This window comes from bacterium (assembly GCA_020444325.1).
Classification (GTDB): domain Bacteria; phylum Bacteroidota; class Ignavibacteria; order SZUA-365; family SZUA-365; genus BM516.
Genome location: JAHLLD010000004.1, coordinates 145,060 through 162,648, shown reverse-complemented (window position 1 = coordinate 162,648; position 17,589 = coordinate 145,060). Strand labels below are relative to the sequence as shown.

General features: G+C 56.8%; 9 protein-coding genes. 4 read left to right on the top strand and 5 right to left on the bottom strand.

Going from position 1 to position 17,589, the window contains the following annotated elements; all coding sequences use genetic code 11:
* Nucleotides 1-219: 219 nt before the first annotated feature.
* The 5 genes from KQI65_07470 to alr form a co-directional block, all read right to left on the bottom strand.
* Nucleotides 220-4,386 (bottom strand): response regulator, encoded by a 4,167-nt coding sequence (locus KQI65_07470; GenBank protein MCB2204571.1) that lies wholly within the window; start codon nucleotides 4,384-4,386, stop codon nucleotides 220-222.
* A gap of 119 nt (nucleotides 4,387-4,505) precedes the next feature.
* Nucleotides 4,506-6,785, bottom strand: coding sequence for a beta-N-acetylhexosaminidase (locus tag KQI65_07465; protein ID MCB2204570.1), 2,280 nt, complete (start codon nucleotides 6,783-6,785; stop codon nucleotides 4,506-4,508).
* A 168-nt stretch (nucleotides 6,786-6,953) separates the two neighbouring features.
* Nucleotides 6,954-8,270, bottom strand: a complete 1,317-nt coding sequence (locus KQI65_07460) for a T9SS type A sorting domain-containing protein (GenBank protein MCB2204569.1) — start codon at nucleotides 8,268-8,270, stop codon at nucleotides 6,954-6,956.
* Between the two features lie 36 nt (nucleotides 8,271-8,306).
* The gene (locus KQI65_07455; GenBank protein ID MCB2204568.1) at nucleotides 8,307-10,586 is read right to left on the bottom strand and encodes an amino acid permease; all 2,280 of its coding nucleotides are present in this window, start codon (nucleotides 10,584-10,586) and stop codon (nucleotides 8,307-8,309) included.
* Nucleotides 10,587-10,707: 121 nt separating this feature from the next.
* Entirely contained in the window at nucleotides 10,708-11,883 is a 1,176-nt protein-coding gene (alr, locus tag KQI65_07450) for an alanine racemase (protein ID MCB2204567.1), read from the bottom strand.
* A 165-nt stretch (nucleotides 11,884-12,048) separates the two neighbouring features.
* Between alr and KQI65_07445 the strand changes: the two genes are divergently transcribed.
* From KQI65_07445 to KQI65_07430, 4 genes are all read left to right on the top strand, one after another.
* On the top strand, nucleotides 12,049-13,176 hold the full coding sequence (locus tag KQI65_07445) for an amidohydrolase (protein MCB2204566.1): 1,128 nt from the start codon (nucleotides 12,049-12,051) through the stop codon (nucleotides 13,174-13,176).
* Nucleotides 13,177-13,334: 158 nt separating this feature from the next.
* On the top strand, nucleotides 13,335-15,695 hold the full coding sequence (locus KQI65_07440; GenBank protein MCB2204565.1) for a hypothetical protein: 2,361 nt from the start codon (nucleotides 13,335-13,337) through the stop codon (nucleotides 15,693-15,695).
* Nucleotides 15,696-15,859: 164 nt separating this feature from the next.
* A complete protein-coding gene (locus KQI65_07435) occupies nucleotides 15,860-16,789 on the top strand; it encodes a hypothetical protein (protein MCB2204564.1) in 930 nt (309 codons plus the stop codon).
* Nucleotides 16,790-16,910: 121 nt separating this feature from the next.
* The gene (locus KQI65_07430; protein MCB2204563.1) at nucleotides 16,911-17,447 is read left to right on the top strand and encodes a DUF1579 family protein; all 537 of its coding nucleotides are present in this window, start codon (nucleotides 16,911-16,913) and stop codon (nucleotides 17,445-17,447) included.
* Nucleotides 17,448-17,589 lie beyond the last annotated feature (142 nt).

Genomic DNA, 17,589 nt, shown 5'->3' with positions numbered 1-17,589 from the left:
CATAAATTTTTTCAGTCTTCGGAAGATTTCAGACGGAATAATCAGGTGGGGAAGGCGAAATTATGCACTTTCTGCATATTTACACCGGCAGCACAACAGCAATGTACAAACAGAATTATCCGGCGCGCGGCATTTATGCACTTTCTGCATATTTCCAGAACAGCAAAGCTATGCCGCATTGTCAGGTTTTACTGACACGGGGAGATGCTGTAAGGGGGACTAACGATTGCGAGCGGTTTCGCCGGGAGTGACATCGAAGCGTTCGCGGTAGCAGCGGGTAAACCAGGCCTGTGATCCGAAACCGGTGGCGTAGGCGATTTCCGCCACATTTCCGGCACCCTGCTCGAGCATTTCACGGGCACGATCGAGCCGTATGGTTCGAACAAAGCGGGATGGCGAGAGTCCGGTCAGCGCACGAATTTTACGATAGAGTTGTGTGCGGCTCATACCGATTTCACTGCCGATGCCTTCGATGCTCAGTTCTGCGTCATCGAGATGCTCCTCAACATGGGCGACGATGCGGTCGAGAAACTGCTGATCCGTCGATGTATAGGAGCGCGGTTCGAGCGTGTAACCGGAATGCTGCGTGGTTTCCTCACGAAGCTGCCGGTAAAGGCGCATGAGGTTGCGGACCTTGAGCTGAAGCTCCGTCGCCTCAAACGGTTTTGTCAGGTAGTCGTTTGCGCCGAGATCGAGCCCTTCGAGTCGACTTTCCGCATCTGCCCGCGCAGTAAGAAGGATGATGGGGATATGACTGCTTCGCGTGTCCTGCCTGAGGGCCCGTGTCAGTCCAAAACCGTCCATTTCAGGCATCATGATATCACTGATGATGACATCGGGTATGATGTCCAGCGCAGTGGCGAGTCCCTCTTCCCCGTTTTCTGCTTCGCGAACGGTATACTGCCCGGCAAACAGCGACCGCATATACTCGCGGAGTTCGACATGGTCTTCGACGATGAGCAATACGGGACGATCCTCCGCATTGCCATCATCACTGGAGGTAACCGCGGGGAGCGCCTCCAGCAGGGACTGCATTTCCGTATCCGGAATGGGTGTGATGCTTCCGGTTTCCGCGTGTTCCACCTTGTTTTCCGGCACCGCGGCTTCATCCTCTGCCGCAGGCTGAGCAGCCTGCGCAAGCTGTGCGGCGGATTCGCTTCCCGTTCCTGGAAGGTCCATGGGCAACAGTACCTTGAAAACAGAGCCTTCACCAATTGCGCTGTTCACCGAGATACTGCCACCGTGATGTCGCACGAGCTCCCGCGTAAGTGCGAGACCAATACCGGTTCCGCCTTTCCCCTCACTGGCAGTACTGAAAAAACGATCAAATACATGCGGCAGCTGGTCGGAGGGAATGCCCGTCCCTGTATCGCTGACGGAAATACGGCAGCATGCGCGAAGCCGTCCGTCAAGCATGGTTTCCACGGCCTCGACAGAGAGCGTCACGTGTCCTCCCGATCGCGTGTGACGAATCGCATTTGAAATCAGGTTCGTCAGCACTTTTTCGACGGCATCGCGGTCACAGGGGAAGCGCAGCCCAGCTTCATCGGTCTTGTACAGCAGTGTGATACCGCGCTGATCCGCCATCGCGGTGAAGCTGTGCAGGATACCGCTCGCGAATGTGTGTACATCGGTCATGCGCAGAGACAGCGGCATGGCGCCCGATTCGAGACGCGATAAATCCAGGATCTGATTGACAAGCGCAAGAAGCCGCTCTGCCTGCCGCCGCATACCGGCGTGCATTTTCCTCATCGTCCCATCAGGCAGCCTTTTTTCCAGGTCGCTGAGCGGACCGAGCAGCAGCGTGAGTGGCGTCCGGAATTCGTGTGAAATGTTGGCGAAGAAACGGGATTTCAAACCATCCATTTCCTTGAGATGCCGCGCTTCAAGGGATTCACGATGCAGCTGATCGCGCAGGCGCATACGATTCAGTCGCAGGCGCTGCAGCACGAAAAGCAATCCGATCGCAACGAGCGCATAGAATCCGTATGCCCAGTTGCTGCGCCAGAACGGCGGCGTGATGTCGATATGCATCACGAATGGCTCGAGCGCCTCGGTGCCGAATGCGTCCTCCGCCGTCACGGTCAGTGTATAGGATCCCGGAGAAAGATCCGTACCGACCACGGTACGGGAATTACCCAGATCTATCCACGTATCATGCACACCCGCGAAGCGATAGCGGTAGTGATGCCGCTCAGGAGCAGCGTACTCCAGCAGAGCAAAGGAAATGGAGAGCGAGTTTTTATTGTATGGAAGAGACAGTTCGTGAATCAGCTCCACCGGACGATCCAGTTCTTCATCACTGCCGAATTCCAGCGACTGATTCAGCACACGAATATCGGTGCAGACCAGGCGTCCGGCATTGGAGGGACGACGCAGACGCGTGTCTCCGATGGACGTCAACCCGGAAATCCCGCCGACGAGAAGCACATTGTCTTCGGTTAAGGCTGCAGCACGGGGATTGAACTGCCGGTTTCGAATACCATCCGCGGCCCCGAAGACATCGATTTTTCCGGTCGCGAGACTCAGACGGGCGAGACCGGAACTGGTCACGATCCACAGGTCGCCGTGCGCATCTTCCTGCAGCGCGCAGATCGTGTTGTCGGGCAGTCCGTGCTCTCGCGTGAGCGTGAACACCGGTCCGTGCACCCGGTCAACGAGTGTCAGACCGCCACTGACAGTTCCCGCCCAGAGCGAGCCGTCGGACGTTCCCATAAAACAGGAAATCTCATCACTGCGCAAATGCTCTTCCTCCTGATCCGCCATGGAGAAATGCGCCTGCTGCCTGAGGTCATGCCCGTAGCGATAGATGCCACCTCCCTCGGTGCCGACCCAGATGGATATGCCATCGTCATATACGGCGCGGATGCGGTTGTGCCGGATACGATGCGGGTCAGGCGACTCGCTGACAATACGCTGGAACTGATCGGTCTTCCTGTCGAGGATGTTCAGGCCGAAGTTTGTACCCACCCAGAGGCGGTGTTCGGTGTCCTCGGTTATTACCCAGATGTCGTCATGCGTCAAACCACCCGCACGCTGGATATCTTCGCGATAACTCCGCCAGCTGTTCCTGGCGGGATCAAAGCGGTTGAGTCCCCCACCGTACGTGCCTATCCAAACGATGCCGTCCGCATCTTCGTACACGGAAAGCACATCGTCCTCGCTCAGCGGCGTATTTGCCGTCGTGTAACGCCGCGCCCGGCCCGTTCTCGGATCGAGAAGATTGAGTCCGCCCCCAAACGTCCCGACCCAGATCCTTCCGTTCCGAGGTGAAGGCGATACCGCACTTACGTCGTCATGGCTCAGGCTTTGCGGATCCGTCGTATGCTGAATATGACGAAAACGATTTTTCAGCGGGGAATACACATTCACGCCGCGATGCGTGGCTATCCAGATGTTCCCGCCCCGGTCTTCCATGATGCGGTAAACGGAGTCGTGCCACAGGCTGTAGGGATCGAGAGGATCGTGATGCAGATGGGTCACACTGTTGCGCACGGGATCGAGGATGTCGAGTCCCGCCTGCGTGGCAATCCAGATGCGACCATCACGGTCTTCATGAATATCGTAGACATCATTGCTGCTCAGTCTCCGCTCGCCTTCCATCTGGGCGGTGAGATAGGAAAACCTGCGGGACTGCACATCGAGGATTGCGATGCCCTCGGAGGTGGCGAACCAGTAGCGTCCATGTCGATCACGGAGAATGTCGAGGATATTCTCGCAACCAATGTCACGCAGATCGCAGCCGTGAAATACGCGGGAACCGAGTCCGGTCGCAGGATCGAAAACCGCGGCGCCCGATCCGACCGATCCGACAAGCAGTCTGCCGTCGGGGAGGGACAGTGCCGATCGCATGTAGGTCCCCCAGCTCTGCCCCGGAGGATTATCTTCCCCGTTGTAGCGCTTGAATTGATCGCTGCCGCGTTGATAGAGATTGAGTCCCGCTCCGCTCGTTCCGATCCAGAGACGCTTCTGACTGTCTTCGAAAATCAGGCTTACGCGGTTCTGTGACAGTGTGGTGGAATCGGACGCCTTGTTGAGATAGCGGACAAAGCAATTGTCCTTCGGGTCGTAGCGGCAGAGTCCGCCGCCCTCCATGCCGATCCACAGCACGCCGGTGTGGTCCTGATTCAATGCCCAGATATTATCGCCGGGCAGACTGTTGACGTCATCAGGATCGTGATGCCAGGTTTTCGCCCGGTGACCGTCCCACCGCGCCAGTCCGCTGAACGTCCCGATCCAGATATACCCTTCGGCGTCCTGCGTCAGGGCGACGATGCGGCTGTGCGGAAGTCCGTGTTCGAGTCCGATACGTTCAAAACGCCACTGCCCCTGCAGCGCAGGCGGCAGAAAAAGCAGTGCAATACAGATAAATAGAATGCGTCTCATGAATCCCCCCGTTGGATGCCTTGAGCGACAGAAGATACTATCATCAGGAATGCATAATACGAGGAGAGGCCAAGAGAAGCAATATGTGCGATGGGTTGAGTCATTGGCGGATTCTCAGCTCAGTGCAGCACGCATTCATCGATGAAAAGCCAGGCCGTACCGCCATTGTTACGATGCCAGGCTGGAAGCGACTTCGGTGCTTTGATGGAGAGACGGATATGATCGAAGCGGGAGTCACTGCCCGGACGAATACGATCTTCTCCCGTATCCCCTTCCAAACTGTACACCAGCCGTCGCGGTGTTTCGCCCTTCCTGTCTGCGGCAGCAGACCGCAGGGGCAATGTCAGCACTACCCTTGTGTCATTGTCATCCCTGCTTCCCGCGGCAAATCGAATTTCCGCCTCCACGGAATCGGGTGGGAGAATTCCTGCCCGCGTATGCTGCAGAAAACCCAGCTGTAACTCGTGTACAGAACGCGGGGGGTCGAGTCTGATATCGATCACCATGTCGCCTCCGGTAAAACCCTGCCAGTGTCCGTCGCGATGATCGACGGATCCGAGAATACCATCGACCAGCGCACTGTCTCCCCCGCCCGTGTAATGCGGGCTGTATGGCCGACTGTACTGCACGCGCGCGAGCATTGCCTCATGTGCATCGTAGCACAGCCGAAGCGTATCGCTTTGCAGCCGATCGTTCTTCCGCGCCATCGCGCCGACCTCGCCTGCTCCGGTTGCGATGAAAGGCGTTGCGACTTCGCGCACGCTGCCATTGGACTGGAATTCCAGGCACTGCAGCTGCAATCCCCCCTGACGGGTTTTCGTGTCAAAGGTGATGACGCCGCTGCTGTCGTATGAGGGAAGCAGCTGCACCGGTAATGTTTCAAATCCATAACGGATACCAAGCGAATCGAGTCGGGGATAGTACTTCGTCACCCTGTCGCGAAAATTCGAAAAATTCCGCTGCAGCTCCGCTGTCCACAACACCTCGGCCATGGCCAGCAGGCGGGGATAGAGACGACGCTCAATGCGATCCTGTGGTGCGCGCTCCGTCCACATTTCCGCTTCACCGCCGAGAATGTGTCCCTGCTTCGACGGTTTGAGATCCGTCGGAATGGGATCAAACGCGTACACGCGTTCCATGTCGATGCGGCTGAGCGGGTAATCGAAATAGGCGTGGCTGGTCGGGGATACGATGACATCGTGCCCGCGCTCAACCGCGGCGGTGGCGGAATCGATACTGCGCCAGCACTGTACGACGGCGTCCGGCGCAAGGGGACCCGACAGAATTTCATCCCAGCCGATCATCCGGCGTCCCTGTGCGGCGAGTGTCCCTGCCATGCGTGTCATGAACCATGACTGCAGGGCATGGACGTCCTGCAATCCCTCATTCTCCATCCGAGCCCGGCATCGGGAACACGCTTCCCAGCGATCCGGCGGCACCTCGTCGCCGCCGAGATGAATCCATTGCGAGGGAAACAGTGCCATCACTTCATCAAGCACATCATCCATGAACGTGAGCGTCTCGTCGCGTCCGGGACAGAGCACGTCCTTGAACACACCCCAGGTATGCGGCACCTCGAGCCGCTCCTGTGTGCAGGAAAGCACAGGGTACGCGGCGATCGCGGCACGCATGTGTCCGGGCATATCAATTTCCGGCACCACGGTGATGTTGCGAGCCGCGGCATACGCCACAATGTCGCGCACCTGCTGCTGCGTGTAATAACCGCCATACCGTCTTCCGTCTGCTTCGGTACGCCAGGCGCCGACCGAGGTCAGCGCAGGATAGCGTTTGATTTCCAGGCGCCATCCCTGGTCATCCGACAGATGCCAGTGCAGGCGATTGAGCTTTAGCAGCGCCATGACATCCAGTGTGTGCTTGATGAAATCCACATCGAGAAAATGCCGCGCACAATCGAGCATGAGTCCCCGCCACGCAAAGCGCGGTGCATCGACAATCAGACAGCAGGTCGCATCCCAGCCCCTGACGGTATCCCTGCCGGCGGTGGACTCAAAGCGCGCGGGCAGCAGCTGCCGCATGGTCTGCACGGCATAGAACATTCCTGCAGCAGAGCTGGCGGTGATGCGCGCGCCGTTCGGGGCGATGCGCAGCACATACCCTTCCGGCAGCATGTTCTCCGTTGCCTCCCGCAGTGAGAGCAGTATGCTGTTGCGTGGAATGGTAGTTCCCGTATGCAGTCGCGCAGAGGGACGAAACGAGGAGACCCTGCCAATACGTTCACAGATATCCTCCGCCACAGCGCGTACATCCATGCTGTCCACATCGTACAGCACCTCGGTTTCCTCATCGATATGAAACGCACCCGGCTGTATCGCCGCGCGAACAGGTGCAGGAATGAGCGCGTGCTGCGCATGGAGAAACGCGGGCAGCAGAAGAATCACGAAAGAAATATGGATACGCAGGAAGAGCATGCATGCAGGACAAAATGAAACAGCCGCGAACTGACGCGTTCATGGAAAATAACACCCAGAAGCCCAGTTTTCCTCACCCCTCATGGTGGGATATTGCTCATGGTCGGATATCGCACTTCGGCGTTTCAACGGACCACACTACCGCAGCTGCAATCGCCGTGTCCACGTCCGCTCGGCACCGAGCAACCGCAGGAGATAGGTGCCGCGCGGCAGATCGGTGACATGCAGCTGCAGATCCTGAACACCCGCGCGCACGTCAAACTTTCGCTGCATGCGACCGAGCATGTCCGTCAGCATGAGAACGGTGGGATGAGACGTCTCCGGCAGCTGCACCGTGCAGTGCTGCATGGCGGGATTGGGAAATACGTTCAACATGGCCGCTGCGGGCGGCGGTTCTTCAACAGAAGTAAAATTCACATAGATGCTGTCGGAAAATGCGAAACATCCGTAAGGATTGGTGCGACGCACCTTGTACCAGCCGGGACGAATGGGACGCAGCTCATAATGCGTGGCGCGGGGAATCGAATCTCCGTCACGGTACCAGAGCAGCTCCTGGTAGGGATCCGTTATGAGTGTGGTATGCTGCAACTGGATTTCCGGCTTGAGTGCGATGGGGTCGATCGTCAGCGTGTGCCGCATTAACGTTGCGGATTCGACAGCACTGTCACCGAGCGCATAGTTGATCTTGAACCTGTCCCTGCGCTGATTAGCGGAAAGCTCCCGTAACTTTATGAAGGTCCAGTTGACCGCCTTTTCCTCACCAGGTTCAAGAGCACCGAGATAGCTGACCGCCCCACTCTCGGAGCCAGGATCGATTGCGATGACGCTTCCCATGGGTTCGCCAAACCAGCTGCACTTGATATATACGCTGTCGATCGTCGTCGCCGTGGTGTTGCGAATGACCGCGGTGGCCGGAAAGGGATCGCCAGACGGCGTGCCCAGCACCTGATCGCAGAACAGGCCATCCTGCAGCGTCAGCGCGCAGCTGAGAGGAAGATCCGCGGCTCCGATGGAAAATGAATTGGAACATGGTTGCAGTACGCCACCCCCACCAACACCAAGTGTCTGAATACCGGTTGTTCTCGGAACTCCCCAGGAATCGGCCTGCAGAAGCCAGGCAAAACGTGCTGTATCTCCGGGCGGGATCTGCAAATCCATATGTATTTCAACCGGGGATGGTGAATCCGGGTGCAGCCGCAATCCATCCTGCTCCTCGAACCACATGGCCAGCAGTTTCAAGCTCTGTGTTTCATTTGAAACATTCGTGATCCAGTATGTTACCGGGACAGGATTCGGGAGGTAAGCATTTTCCTCTGAACTCCATACGACCGAATCCGGCACTTCGATGCCGCAGATGAAGGGGTCGAGTGAATCCACGGGGGTATGGGAAACAATCTGTGCGGCACTGTGCTGCGCAAAACTGGGTACGACGAGCAGTCCCAGGATGAGAAACATCGAAAAGCAGATGTGACGCAGAGGGTACATATGGAATTATCCGAAAACTTTTTTCACGACAGACTTCATGGCCCCCTCGTACTTCTTGACGACGAGCACGGAACTCGGCGAATAGCGCGCGACCTTTTCGGGGATTTCGCCGAACAGCATCACCTTCAGCATCTGTTCTTTCGCGGCGCCGATGACGACCAGGTCGTAGTCCTTACTCGCACGGGCGATGCCGCCGGCGACAGAGGAGCTTTCGATGATGCGCTTGCTCGCACGCACGTCCGGTGCAACTCCCTGCAGCACGGCATCCATGCGCTGCAGACCAAGATGCTTCTCGGTCTCCGCTGCCTGCTCGGGAACGACATACCCGGCGGACACTTCCATGTCCAGTTCTTCCGCCATACTGCCGACGATGGTGCTGGCGAGGCGCGCATTGGGTCCCCCGGCCGTGGGCAGGAGGCAACTCTCGAACTTCCGCTTCTTTCCGACCTTCAATACCATAAGATCGCAGTTGGCGTGCCGTATGATGCGGTCTGCAATCTCCCCGAAAATTCTGTCCCGCGAATTCGTGTATCCCTTCCATCCGATAATCAGCGCCTCGGCCCGATGCCGTTCAATTCCTGCAAGAATACCATCCGATGCCCGGTGCGCAAATACAAGGTCCGTCTCGAGTGAAATTCCGCGCTCGGTGGCGAGACGCTTCGCTTTCTGGAGGAGGGACTCCTTGTGATGCGCAAAGCGCGTGCCTTCATGAATCGGCATCTGGTGAGGGACCTGCACGACGGACATCGCGACCAGGCGCACGTTGCGGCGCCGGGCTTCGGGAACGGCCATGTCAAGCAGCACGCCGATGTTGTCGGGATTGTAGAGGGAGACAAGGACGCAGGGACGCGCATCCTTCTCATCAGCGCGGCGGCGCGGAAGCAGCACCTGCGGCTCCACGGCCGATGCACGCTTCTCAAAGACAGCGTAGTACAGGAGAAGTCCCACCAGTATCCATCCGACCGTGATGTACCAGGCGATGGGCTGAAAGTTGAACTGGTACAGGGCGAGAAAGATGTTGAGGACAAAACCCAGCATGGGAAGAACCGGATAGAGTGGCACGCGGTATCTGCGGGGGATTTCAGGATGCTTGCGGCGAAGAACAATGATGGAGAGGTTGACCATCGCGAAGGTCAGGAGGAAAATAAGGCTTGCTGACGAGCCCACTGCCTCGATGGGCAGCGTAAGAGCCATGGCGAGCAGGATGACGCCCGTCAGCACGATAGCGATATGCGGCGTCCGGCGTTCGCTGTGTATGGCCGATACGCGCTTTGGCAGCCAGTTGTCGCGTCCCATGGAAAACGCCACACGCGATGCCGCCATCACGGTCGCGTTGAGAGCGGACATCGTGGAGAGCAATCCCCCCAGCACGATCAGTGCCACACCGAAAGCCGGCATGAAGGCATCGGCCGCATGAACGATAGCCGTTTCCTTGAATCGTCCGAGAAATTCCCAGGTGCTTTCCCCCGGCACGCTCAGCGCCGCGAGGGAAACGAACAGAACAAGCAGGTAAATGATGACAGCGATGCCCAGCGAGAGGAAGGTCGCACGCGGGATATTCCGTTCCGGGTCCTTGATCTCCTCCGCCACGGTTGCGATGAGGTCATATCCCTCGAAAGCGATGAAGGTAAGTCCCATTGCAACCAGCACACCACCCATCCCTTTGGGCATGAAGGGCATGAAGTTTTCCGTCACCTGCTGCGGCTCCCCGAACACGACAAGAAGACCGAAGAAAATGAACACGGCGAGCGTGATGATTTTCGCCATGGTAAGAACGTTCTCTGTTTTCCCCGTCACTCCCGCTCCGCGGACGTTCAGCCAGATGAATGCGAGTCCCACCGCCAGGGTGACAACAAGCACGGCCGGGTGGGCACCGGTGACGTCCGTGATCGCACGGGTGAAAGAAGGAAAGTACTTGTGCAGCAGTTCCCAGAAATACCCGGCGAAGCCGAGGGCGTAGAGACTACAGGCCACGGTATAGGCAAACCACAGCAGCCATCCGCTGAGGAAGCCCACAGCGCCGGGAAACGCCATACGCACAAAAGAGTAACCTCCACCGGCCCGGGGAATGGCGGACGCCAGCTCAGCGTAGGAGAATGCGGTCAGCAGTGTCACCACGCCGTTCAGGGCAAACGCCAGCATGGAAGCGGGTCCTGCCTCTCCCGCCGCCAGTCCCGTCAGCACGAAAATCCCCGCACCAATCATGGCGCCGACACCGATCATCGTGGCGTCGAACAGACCCAGGTCGCGGGCGAATGTCGCATTGGCGGCTTCGGACTGCTTCATGGCATCTCTGTTTGGGACAGGGGCCACCCCGAAGGGCGGATTTCAGACAAGAATGCCCCACAATACACAAACCCGCGACAGAAGGCAAGTGGTCAGGAATTTTTCGAATTGATGACAGCGCTCAATCCACCACGAAGCGTGGCAGTTCGGAGGGGAGACGGATGAGCATCTCGTAATTGACGTAATTGGCAAGGTCGGAGAAGGAACTGACGGTGATGCGATGGCGGCCCTGTTTACCGATAAGCACCACCTCGTCGCCAGATTCGGCACCGGGAATCGCGGTGACATCCACCGTGATGATATTCATGTTGACCATGCCGATCACCGGCGCCTTGTGTCCGCGAATAAGCACATGTCCCAGGTTGCTGAGGCTGCGCCCGAAACCGTGGCAGTAGCCGACGGGAATGACGGCAATCTGCGTGGGGCGCTGCGCGAGGTAGCTCGTACCATAACCGACATACTCTCCTGTACGCACATACTGCATGGCGATGACTCTGCTTTTCCAGGTGAGCACCTGTACGAGAGGATCCTTGCTGAAGCTGGTTTCGCCATTCATCATATTCTGCACACGTGTCTCGGTACTGGGCCAGAAACCGTACTGCGCAATGCCGAAGCGCACCAGATCCATCGTCGTCTCAGGGTAGGTGAGGGCAGCGGCCGAACTTGCGACATGGTAGGCAGAGGGACGCAAACCCGAGGCTTCCCATTGTGCGCGCACCTCATTGAACACGCGACGCTGTTCCTGGATGCGATAATAGTTCGCAATGCTCTCGGCACCCGCGAAATGCGTGCACACCCCTGCGATGTCGAGGACATCAGCGTTATGCCTGCAGCGTTCGATCACACGCTCCATTTCGACGGGACGAAAACCCGTACGATTGAAGCCGGTCTCCACCTCGATGTGAATCGACGCCCGTTTCCCGAGACGCTTCGCTGTTTCGATCGAGGCATCGAGCCGCTCGAGATCAAAGACATACCATGAAATGCCCCGCTCTACGGCCCAGGCAAGATCGGCGTGGTCAATGTGGTTCATGATCATGATCGCCATCCCTTCAGTACGTACCCTGTTGGCACGTTCTGCTTCCGTGGCATCGGAAACGGCAAAACGCCGAACACCGCAGCGTTCGACGAGTGGGACGTAATCTTCGATTCCATGCCCGTAGGCATTGCCTTTGACAACCGATACAAAATGGCTCCCCTTCCCGATCCTTTTTTTCAGGTAGGCGATGTTCCGCTTCAGCGCCGACGTGCTGAGTTCAATCCATGATCCGGCAGTAGTGGCGTATGACTTCATCATCAATGGAAAATCTTTGACAGCTTCGAGGCCCGCAGGCCTTCCCTAAACTAAAAAAACCGCTGAAAGGGCCTAATCCCGATATGGCGTCATTCCTTCGTCCGGTTTGATGAGGAGCGGAAATTCCCGACCTTGCGTGTATACGTACATCAAGGGAAAGGACTTCACATGACAGATCTCAAAGACCTGCGACGGTATCTGCACAGGCACCCGGAGCGCTCCGGTGAGGAAAAGGAAACAGCTGCGCACATCGCGCAATTGCTCCGCTCCACGGCGCCGACCTCCCTGCACACGGGGATTGCCGGACATGGTATCGTCGCGGTGTATGGCGGGGAAGGTCCGGTGGGTGTTTTGCTCCGCGCCGACCTCGATGCCCTGCCGATCACCGAGCAGAACGATTTCGCACATGCAAGCGCGAACAAGGGGACAGCGCATCTCTGTGGACATGACGGACACATGTCCATGCTCTTCGGTGCCGCCGAGCGTATCGCAACGCAGCAATCCACCCTTCCCGCCCCGGTTGCCATACTTTTTCAACCTGCCGAGGAAACCGGACAGGGTGCCGCTGCCATGCTCAAAGACAGTCTCTTCGAGCGGCTCGCACCGAAAAAAGTATTTGCGTTGCACAATATTCCCGGCAAGGAGCGGGGCAGCGTATTGCTGCGCGACGGACCTTTTGCCATGGCATCGAGCGGCCTGGATATTGAACTTGAAGGACGCACCAGTCACGCCGCGGAGCCCGAGCAGGGGAATTCACCTGTGCCTGTCCTGCTCCGCCTCACCCAGCATATCATGTCCCTCCCCGAGGAAGCGCAGCGCGAGAAGGCGCGCGCCGTGAGCACCATCATTCATCTCGCCGCGGGCAGTGAGGCGTTCGGGACAACGCCGGGGAATGCGCGTCTGCTCGCTACACTCCGGTCGGACAGCGACGATTTCATGACGTTCATGAAAGAAGCCGCAGAGAGCAGGACACGTGAGATGACCGCTGCTGCTGATCTCAAGTACACGCTGGAGTGGAAAGAGGAATTTCCGTCCGTACAGAACGACTCCTCCTGCGTGAAGCTGATCCGCCAGGCGGCGGAGGACAGAGGGTTGAACGTGGAAATGCTGGATAACCCCTTCCCCTGGTCGGAAGATTTCGCACACTTCACACACCGCTTTGAAGGTGCGCTGTTCGGACTCGGGTCCGGCGTGGAGCAACCGCATCTGCACAGCGGATGGTACGATTTTCCCGATGATTTGCTTGAGACCGGCGCGGACCTCTTCCTGCGCATTACCCAGCTGGCGCTGCGATGAGGAGATAAACACCTGGCACTCGGTATTCTTAAGGAGATATTGTATCTTTTTTTCATGTAAAGGTGTGAAATAGGTGGTAATACCTATTGTATCGCGTTACCCTGCTTGCCATGTTAGAACTGTGTTAATTCATCCACATGCGAGTCGGTGGAGTGGAGATGATTCGCATCGCTACTGTATTATGTCTCCTGCTGTATAGTATTCCCCTTCCCGGGAATATTTCCGCACAGGGTATGGGCGCCCAATATGTCAACGAAAAGGGCGCGCCTTTCGTTACGTATCACAACACCAGCGATCTGGGGTATGATGTATCGAACTGGTGTGCCGTGCGCGATGACAGGGGGCTGTTGTGGGTGGGAAACAGCTTCGGTCTGATCGAATACGACGGGATGGACTGGCGCATCCTTGAATCCCCGAATGAAACTCCGGTGTACTCGGTCGCTGTCGGGAAAAATGGGACGGTGTATTTCGGGCTGCGCAGCGCATTCGGGCGTGTCTGTTTCGATCGCTGCGGCAATTCGAAAATGGAATTGCTCAGCGACAGACTGCCTGATGACGCTCCTCTCCTGACGGAAGTCGAAGCAATCCATGTGATAGAAAACACGGTGTACTTTGTGAGCCGTGAGGCCGTGTGTGTATGGGACGGGGAGAACTGTTACGTGCAACCCTCCAGCGCTCCTATTGGAGGGACGTTCAAAACCGGGAATCGTCTTTTCGGTCAGATTTTCGGCACTGGGCTCTGCGAGCTCAGAAACAGTGAATGGCAGCTTGTCCCGGGCGGCGAGATTTTTGCAGAGCAGACGACGAATGATTCCCGCATTGAGCCGTCGGAGAAAATCATCTGCCTGTTTCAGGATCGTGGGAAGCTCATGGTCGCCACCCGTCTGCGCGGACTGCTGCAGCAGGACGGTAACGGTTTCCGGCAGGTACACGACTACAGTGCTGTCGAGGATCCGCTGTGGATGCCGACCTGCGCAATTCATCTGCCGGACGGCGCCCTTGCTGTCGGCAGCACACACAGCGGGATTTGCATTTTCAAACCGAACGGATCCGTCCGCACGCATATCAACAGCACGGCAGGCTTCCGCGGGGGCAGTGTCACTGCAATGTATATCGATGCTGAGGATGTCATCTGGGCCGCACTTGAAAATGGACTGCTGCACATCGAGTGGCCGGGCGAAGCTCTGAGCAAATTCAGCTCCGCACGCGGTGCACTTGGTCAGATCACTGCAGTGGAGCGGTTCGCCGGCACCATGTATGCCGGTTCAACGCAGGGTATGTTCGCGCTGGGAAAAAGAAGCCGCAGCAACGTCCCGTCAATGTTTCGCCTCCTGCCGAATGTGCGGTCGACGGTGTATGACCTTCAGCGTGCCGGCGATGTCCTGCTGATTGCCAGCTTCCACGGTGTGTACGAAATGAACGCCTCACAGCAGCTGCGCCGCATCTCTTCCACCGGCGCGCGTGTTCTGCACACGGTACACGGGTCAACGGACACGCTGCTGGCAGGGCATCACCATGGTCTCTATTTCCTCGTACGGGATGGGAACGAGTGGAAGACAAAAGACATTTCAAACAGTCTTGAAGATTTCGTGCTTTCGATCTCCGAAGACAAGACGGGCGCGTTCTGGGTCACCACAGTGCAGTTCGGCGCGCGGCGGCTGCGGATAAAAGCGGGGACACTGGACGTCATCACAGATGTCTATGGAGAGGAGAAGGGATTGACACCGGGCCCGAGCTTCGTTTCCACTATCGATGGCAATCCACTTGTGGTGACGGAAATGGAACTGATGGCGTACGACCGGAAGAACGATCATTTCTATCCCGATACGACGTTTGTCAATAGTTTCTTCAGTCCACTTACGGACGATCCGAAATTTCTCCGCGAAGACAATACCGGCACCGTCTGGATGCAGTTGTTTGAGTCGCAGGCGTTCGGATACGCGGACCTGCACAACAATGAACGGGAATTCCATTCTGCCCCGTTCCGCAGAATAACCGGTGATGTCATCGCCGTCTACACCGACATCGATGGGAGCAGCTGGTTCGGGACCAATGATGCCGTGTACCGTTTTATACCCGGTGCGTCAACGCCTGTACCTCCGAGTTATTCGACACTCATCCGCGAACTGTACGTCGACGGGAAATCCCTGTACAACGGCGATTGCCGTACGCAGAGCGATTCGGTGTTCTGCCTTTCCTCCGACGCACAGCATATCACCATTTCATTTGTCTCCGGAAACATTACGCTTGAGAACAGCATGATGTACCAGTGGATACTGGAAGGCTATGACAGTACCTGGTCGGCACCGGCGCAGTGGCATAGTGCAGAGTACACCGCACTGCCTCCCGGCGACTACGTGTTCCGTGTGCGCGCCCTGCGTGATCCCGATACGCAAAATCATCTTTCGAGCATCGCGTTCACCATTCCCCAGCACTGGTATCTTCAGTGGTGGGTCCTTCTCCTTTTCTTCGGTGGCATCGCCTTATTCCTGATCATCGCCTATTTTCGTCTGCGCTGAGCGTAAACACACCTCGCGAGAGCACGAGTCCTTCCTCTCATGCTTCCAAATAGTACCGCGTCCTTTCCTTTTCCATATATCGTAAAACTGTCGATTCCGGGATATTTGAGTCAGAATCTTTGTATGTTAGTATTCCATTCCTACAGTCCAACCATACCATTTTCATGCCAACCTCTATCAGTTTTCTTTCAGACCCCGACTATGGTACTTCCGTTCTGCTTTTTGTCCTTTCCCCTCCCGGTATCCCCTATGATGCAGAGGACATTGCGCGGAATCTTTACGGGAAGCGCCCCTATACTATTGAAACAATAACGTTGCCGGGACTCGCGCCGAAAAACGGATTCCGATTCAGTGAAATCAGCCTTCACTGGCCGGATTTCCTCGAACTGGCCTTCTCGCACTCGGATCACACACTGTTTTTCATTCCGGGAAAACAGAAGTTCCAGGAGATTCGCAAGGAGAACCTTCTGCAGCAGAATCCGGATCTGTACGCCTTTTCGTTTTACCGCATCGTCTGCGAAACATATACCGCGGAAGCGGCAGAGCCGGCGGTCACTGAAGTGCGGTCCCCTGCTGCTGCAACTCACGGAGCCGGTCGAGATTTGCTCACTGACGTGCGGCAGGCTTTGCTGGCACTCATTGACGGCGGATGGAGTGCAAATGCCGTCGCAAAAACAACAGGGATCAATCCAATCACCATCGGCAGCATCCGGAACAACAAACAGAAACGCATATCCGATCGCGTGGCCCATACGTTGCTCACCCTGAAAGCGGATGTGGATGCAGGGAAGGCCTCACCTCCCGCGGGACGACGGCGCAGCGCCGCAACAACCTCCACCGCCGGGAATACCACCACCGCCGGGAATACCACCACCGCCGGGAATACCACCACCGCCGATAATACTGCCACCGCTACCCCGAAACACAGTCCAACACGCGCAACAGCGCGGCAACGTACTGCCCCGTCCAGCGGCAGCGAGGAGGCGCGCTACGTAGCAGTCGACGCCAAGCAGCTCGGCGATGTACTCGAGCGACTTATCGGGACGTTTTCCGATGCAATTCAGGACCTCCGGAAGATGAAAACCATGATCTGACCGGATGCACTTGCATCACACACGGCCATTATGCTATAATCCTACATACCCGGAAAGTTCATTTTCAGCTGGGATGCCTTCGCGCATCCCAGCTCATTTATACACTTCGTATGGAGGATTTATGAAATATTTATATACGTATGCAGTTATGCTTCTCGTCCTGAGCACACCGCTGTTCGCGCAGGACGCAACGCAAACCGATCCCCCGTTGGATCAGACACGGCTGAACCTATTTGTGGGGAACTGGGAAGGACCGGGCTCCTATGAGGGAGGTGACGGACAGAAGATCACCTTTACCATGACAATGAGCGGCAAGCATATACTCGATGACAAGGCCGTCGAACTCAATCCCTTCGCCGAGCTTGGCGAGATGGGTCATTACATGGAAAAGGACATCGTCGCATACGATCCGATGACAAAGAAGATGTCTCTTCTCTGCGTCTCCAACATGGGAGAGGTAGCCAAGTACGATGGCACGTGGGTCGAAGGCAGCAAGAACACCCTGAGATTCAAGGGACAGAAAATCGTGGGAAACAGTACATACAAAACCGAACAGACGATTTTCTTCCACGATGGCGACAAGGTAACCTGGCGCGCGCTCACAACGAAAGACGGGAAAGCAGACGGCACCTTTGAGTGCACGATGACGAAGAAGTGAAAAATTATGCAGTTTCTGCATATTTCTTTCACCGGAAATATGCAGAAACTGCATAAAATTCAGGGGTGATTGGAAACGGGTATTCCCCGACAGGGACGATCATGCGCTGACAGCAATTGCATGTATTCACTACGGGATTTTA

What these genes read in the sequence shown, in the direction of transcription:
- alr (MCB2204567.1), bottom strand. Translation starts at nt 11,883, where the DNA reads ATGATGAAGTCATACGCCACTACTGCCGGATCATGGATTGAACTCAGC.
- KQI65_07460 (MCB2204569.1), bottom strand. Translation starts at nt 8,270, where the DNA reads ATGTTTCTCATCCTGGGACTGCTCGTCGTACCCAGTTTTGCGCAGCAC.
- KQI65_07470 (MCB2204571.1), bottom strand. Translation starts at nt 4,386, where the DNA reads ATGAGACGCATTCTATTTATCTGTATTGCACTGCTTTTTCTGCCGCCT.
- KQI65_07440 (MCB2204565.1), top strand. Translation starts at nt 13,335, where the DNA reads ATGATTCGCATCGCTACTGTATTATGTCTCCTGCTGTATAGTATTCCC.
- KQI65_07445 (MCB2204566.1), top strand. Translation starts at nt 12,049, where the DNA reads ATGACAGATCTCAAAGACCTGCGACGGTATCTGCACAGGCACCCGGAG.
- KQI65_07430 (MCB2204563.1), top strand. Translation starts at nt 16,911, where the DNA reads ATGAAATATTTATATACGTATGCAGTTATGCTTCTCGTCCTGAGCACA.
- KQI65_07455 (MCB2204568.1), bottom strand. Translation starts at nt 10,586, where the DNA reads ATGAAGCAGTCCGAAGCCGCCAATGCGACATTCGCCCGCGACCTGGGT.
- KQI65_07435 (MCB2204564.1), top strand. Translation starts at nt 15,860, where the DNA reads ATGCCAACCTCTATCAGTTTTCTTTCAGACCCCGACTATGGTACTTCC.